The sequence below is a fragment of the Rhodopseudomonas sp. B29 genome, assembly GCF_000333455.1.
Taxonomy (GTDB): Bacteria; Pseudomonadota; Alphaproteobacteria; order Rhizobiales; family Xanthobacteraceae; genus Rhodopseudomonas.
The window spans coordinates 1-4,500 of the sequence record NZ_BADD01000167.1 but is presented as its reverse complement, the minus strand read 5'-3'; the positions used below and the strand labels follow the sequence as shown (position 1 = coordinate 4,500).

Genomic DNA, 4,500 nt, shown 5'->3' with positions numbered 1-4,500 from the left:
CTGCTCGCGCGGCGCGTAGCGCATCCAGCGAGGCGAACGGCTCGTCCATCAGCAGCATCGCCGGCTCCATCGCCAGAGCGCGGGCGATGGCGACGCGCTGCTTCATGCCGCCCGACAGCATGTGCGGGAACGCGTCGGTGAATTTCGCCAGGTTGATCTTCTCGATGCACTGGAGAGCACGGCTGCGGATTTCCGATTTCGGAAAGCGGCGGCTGACCTGCATCGGATACATGACGTTCTCGAGCACGGTCTTCCACGGCAGCAGCTGATCGAACTCCTGGAACACCATCATTCGATCCGAACCCGGCTCGATGATCTCCTTGTTGTTCAGCCAGACGCGCCCCTCGGCCGGCGGCAGGAAACCGCCGACGCATTTCAGCAGCGTGGACTTGCCGCAGCCCGACGGCCCGAGCAGCACGAAGCGGTCGCCGACATGGACGTCGAACGACACCCGCCACGTCGCCGTCACCAGATGATCCGGCGTCTTGTATTGCAGCGTGACGTCGCGCGCCGACAGCAGCACTTCGGATACGGCAGGCTTGGGATCGGCCGGTGCGGCTTGAGTTGTCATCAGCATGTCCGCAGAGTCCATGGACTGGGGCGAGCGAAGCGCGGCGGGCATCAGCTGCCCTTCTCGTTCTTCATGGTGTCGAAGAAATAGTCCTTCCAAGACGCCGGCGCCGATTTCAGGATGCCGGTGCGCTGCATGAAGCCGGCCATCGGCATCGTCGCCTTCGGCACGATGTCGAAATCGTATTCGGGCGAGGCCAGGATGGTCTCGATCAGCTTGCGATCGGTCTTGTCGCCGGTGACGGCCAGATACTCGTCGATCGCCTTGGCGCGATCGGTGGTGATCAGCTTGACGGCGTCGCGCTGTGCTTCGATGAAGGCTTCGACGAGCTTGGGATTGCCGTTGGCGAAATCCGACTTGGCGTAGGCGACGCTGAAGGTCGACGGACCGCCAAGAATGTCGAAAGAGTTGGCGACCTTGTGGATGCCGGGCTGCATCAGCGCCCGCTCCTGGAACGGCGAGGTTGCCATGTAGCCGGTGATGCCGCCGGCCTTGGTGGTCAGCGCCGCATAGGCTTCGGGATGCGCCATAGCCACCTGGATATCGTCGAGCGCATTGGCCTTGCCGGGACCGAACGCCTGCTCGACACCCATGTTGAGCACGATGGCGTTGATGGAGATCTTCACGCTGGCGACCGCGATGCGGTCCGCAGGCGTAAAGTCCTTGATGGTCTTCACATTGGGATTGTTGGTGAGCAGATACATCGGCGCGGCTGCGACCGCCGACAGGCCTTTCACCTTATAGTTGGTCTTGGTGCGGTCCCACAGCGTCAGCAGCGGCGCGAGGCCGGCGGAAGCGACCTGCACAGAGTCCGACAAAAGCGCGTCATTGAGCGGTGACCCGCCGCCGAGCCGCAGATACTCGACGCTCAAGGGCACGCCCTTCTCGGCCGCCTTCTTTTCCCAGAGCTTGTCGTGCTCCATCACGATCAGCGGCAGATAGGCCAGCCCGATCTGGGTGGCGACGCGGACCTGGCTCATCTCGGCCCGCGCCGACGTCGATGCCAGAAGGCCCGCGACCAGCGTCAATCCCAGCTTTTTCAGCGTTGTGGTTTTCATGTCCGCGCTCCCGGTGTAAGCCTTGGTGACGGATCAAGACTAGTGTGCTGGTTGACCAGCACACAAGATCAATTTTCAGGCGACCGGGGTCGGCGGATTGGGCGGAAAACCGCCGGGACTTGCCGGCCTTGCAACAAAATGAGGCGGGCGGTGACCGGCGAGGCAGCACAGATCGACGACGTCAGGCGGCGGCTGAGCGAGACGCAGCAGCCGCTTTACGTGTCGCTATCCAATCTGCTCGAGAGCGAAATTGTCGAAGGCCGCTGGCCGGCCGGCGGCCAGCTGCCGACCATCGCAGAATTATCGGAGCGCTACGACGTCGCCCGCGTCACAATCCGCCAGGCGCTGAGTGTGCTGTCGGCCAAGGGGCTGATCGTCGCCATCCAGGGCAAGGGCACGTTCGTCGCCGAGCAGGTCAAGCCGCGCAAAACCATCGCGCTCGACTCCGACTGGAACTATCTCTTAGCGACGCTCGACGGCAACAGCGCGGAATCGCTGGAGGTGGTGAAGAGCTGCGCGCTGCCGCCATCGATCGACGGACCGGAGAAGCACTTCAAGGACTACCGCTACATGAAGCGGATCCACCGCGCCTATGACGAGCCGTATTGCGTCAACGACGTGTATCTCGCCAACGACTACTACAACCGCGATCCGGTGACGTTCGATCGCCAGATGATCATCCCGCATCTGACCAAGGTGACGCGCGCCAAGCTGAAGCGGATGAAGCAGTCGGTGCGGATCGCGTCTGCCGATCTCACGGTGGCGAAGTATCTGGGCATCCCGGTGAACGCCCCGGTCGCCGAAGTCCGCCGCCTCATCACCAACCGCAAGGACGAGATCGTGTTCTACTCGACAGGTCTCTATCGCGGCGATCTCGTGGTGTTCAACACCACGATCGACGTGCCGGGGTGAGTCCGCAACCTCTCCACGTCATGCCCGGGCTCGTCCCGGGCATCCACGAACGACAGAGCCTGTCGCAAGAAAGACGTGGATGGCCGGGACAAGCCCGGCCATGACGGAGAACTACAACTTACCTAGACGCTCGCGAAGCTCGCCGCCCCATCTAAGCCTTCAGCGTCTCCAGAAACCGCACCGGCTCGCCGCGTGACGGCGTGGTCAGTTCGCCCTGCCACATCACCCGCGCGCCGCGCACGAAGGTGCCGACCGGCCAGCCGGTGACGCGGACGCCGTCGTAGGGGGTCCAGCCGGCGCGTGAGGCGACCCAGTCGTTGGTGATGGTTTCGCTGCGCTTCAGATCGACCACCGTAAAGTCGGCGTCGAAGCCGGCGGCGATGCGTCCCTTGCAGGCGATGTTGAACAGCCGCGCCGGGCCGGCGCTGGTGAGATCGACGAAGCGCGCCAGCGACAGCCGGCCGGCATTGACGTGGTCCAGCATGGTCGGCACCAGCGTCTGTACGCCGGTCATGCCCGAGGGCGAGGCCGGATAGGTCTTGGCCTTTTCTTCCAGCGTGTGCGGCGCGTGGTCGGAGCCGAGCACGTCGACCACGCCTTGCGCCAGCCCGTGCCAGATGCCGTCGCGGTGCCAGGCGTCACGCACCGGCGGGTTCATCTGCGCCTTGGTCCCGAGCCGCTCATAGCACTCCGGGGCCACCAGCGTCAGATGATGCGGCGTCACCTCGACCGAAGCGACGTCCTTGTGCTCGCGCAAAAACTCCATCTCCTGCCGGGTCGAGACGTGCAGGACATGGATGCGCTTGCCGGTCTCGCGCGCGATCGCCACCAGCCGCTGCGTCGCCTGCAAGGCGGCGACGTCGTCGCGCCACACCGGATGCGAGCGCGGATCGCCCTCGATACGTTCGCCCTTGCGGTCGTTGAGGCGATATTCGTCCTCGGCGTGAAACGCGGCGCGGCGCTGGATCACAGACAGGATGCGGCGCAGGCTCGGATCGTCCTCGACGAGCAGACTGCCGGTCGACGAGCCGATGAACACCTTGACGCCGCAGCAGCCGCGGGCGCGTTCGAGCTTCGGCAGGTCTTCGACATTGTCGCGGGTGCCACCGATGAAGAACGCGAAGTCGCAATGCATGCGATGCTCGGCGCGCTTCACCTTGTCGGTGAAGGTCTCCTCGGTGATCGTCAGCGGGTTGGTGTTCGGCATTTCGAACACCGCGGTGACGCCGCCCATCACGGCGCTGCGCGACCCGGTTTCGAGGTCTTCCTTGTGGGTGAGGCCGGGCTCGCGAAAATGCACCTGGGTGTCGATCACGCCCGGCAGCACATGCAGGCCGCGGCAATCGATGGTCTCGCCGGCCTTCTCGGCGCCGAGCGAGCCGAGCGCGGCGATGCGGCCGTCCGTGATGCCGATGTCGCCCACGGCTTCGCCGTCGTGATTGACGATGGTGCCGCCCTTGAGAATGGTGTCGAACGTGCCCGTCATGAATCCTCGAAGCGCTGTGTGCGGCGCGGGTCTTGCAAGCCTTGTTGCCAAGGTCCCGACAGCCTACCTTGGGCAGTCATAACCGGCCGGGCGGCGTCCGCAAAGAACGTTCCTGACCAGGGCCACGCCAGATTTTGATCGCGAGAGCTTTGATGAAGGCAGCTTTTCTCCCCGACCGCGGCGTGATCAAGGTGAGCGGACCGGACGCGCGACATCTGCTCAACGGCCTGGTCACCACCGACATGACGGCGCTGCATCCCGGCGAAGGCCGGTTCGGCGCGCTGCTGACGCCGCAGGGCAAGATCATCAGCGATTTTCTGATCACCGAACTCGCCGCGGCCGACGATGGCGGTTTTCTGATCGACTGCCCCAGGGAGCTGGCCGAGCCGCTCACCACCAAGCTGAAATTCTACAAGCTGCGCGCCAAGGCGCTGATCGAGAACCCTGTCCGATCGGCTCGGCGTGCTGGCCCT

The 4,500-nt window shown here is 64.4% G+C and carries 4 protein-coding genes and 1 pseudogene; 2 read left to right on the top strand and 3 right to left on the bottom strand.

Annotation, left to right across the window (positions count from 1 at the left end; translation table 11 throughout):
• On the bottom strand, nt 1-571 hold a 571-nt coding region (locus tag I5M_RS05985; protein WP_244431941.1), incomplete at its 3' end, for an ABC transporter ATP-binding protein.
• 50 nt (nt 572-621) lie between these two features.
• On the bottom strand, nt 622-1,629 hold the full coding sequence (locus tag I5M_RS05980; RefSeq protein WP_022720563.1) for an ABC transporter substrate-binding protein: 1,008 nt from the start codon (nt 1,627-1,629) through the stop codon (nt 622-624).
• Between the two features lie 150 nt (nt 1,630-1,779).
• Between I5M_RS05980 and I5M_RS05975 the strand changes: the two genes are divergently transcribed.
• On the top strand, nt 1,780-2,541 hold the full coding sequence (locus I5M_RS05975) for a GntR family transcriptional regulator (protein WP_159103975.1): 762 nt from the start codon (nt 1,780-1,782) through the stop codon (nt 2,539-2,541).
• Between the two features lie 151 nt (nt 2,542-2,692).
• Here the strand turns inward: I5M_RS05975 and I5M_RS05970 are convergent, their stop codons facing one another.
• Complete coding sequence (locus tag I5M_RS05970) at nt 2,693-4,027, bottom strand: dihydroorotase (protein WP_022720561.1); 1,335 nt, start codon at nt 4,025-4,027, stop codon at nt 2,693-2,695.
• A 152-nt stretch (nt 4,028-4,179) separates the two neighbouring features.
• On the opposite strand from I5M_RS05970, the pseudogene I5M_RS05965 reads away from it, so the two are divergent.
• A pseudogene (locus tag I5M_RS05965) lies at nt 4,180-4,500 on the top strand (YgfZ/GcvT domain-containing protein); the annotation flags it as partial.

Excerpts from the sequence above, each read along its gene's own strand:
- I5M_RS05980 (WP_022720563.1), bottom strand. The coding sequence starts at position 1,629 with ATGAAAACCACAACGCTGAAAAAGCTGGGATTGACGCTGGTCGCGGGC.
- I5M_RS05970 (WP_022720561.1), bottom strand. The coding sequence starts at position 4,027 with ATGACGGGCACGTTCGACACCATTCTCAAGGGCGGCACCATCGTCAAT.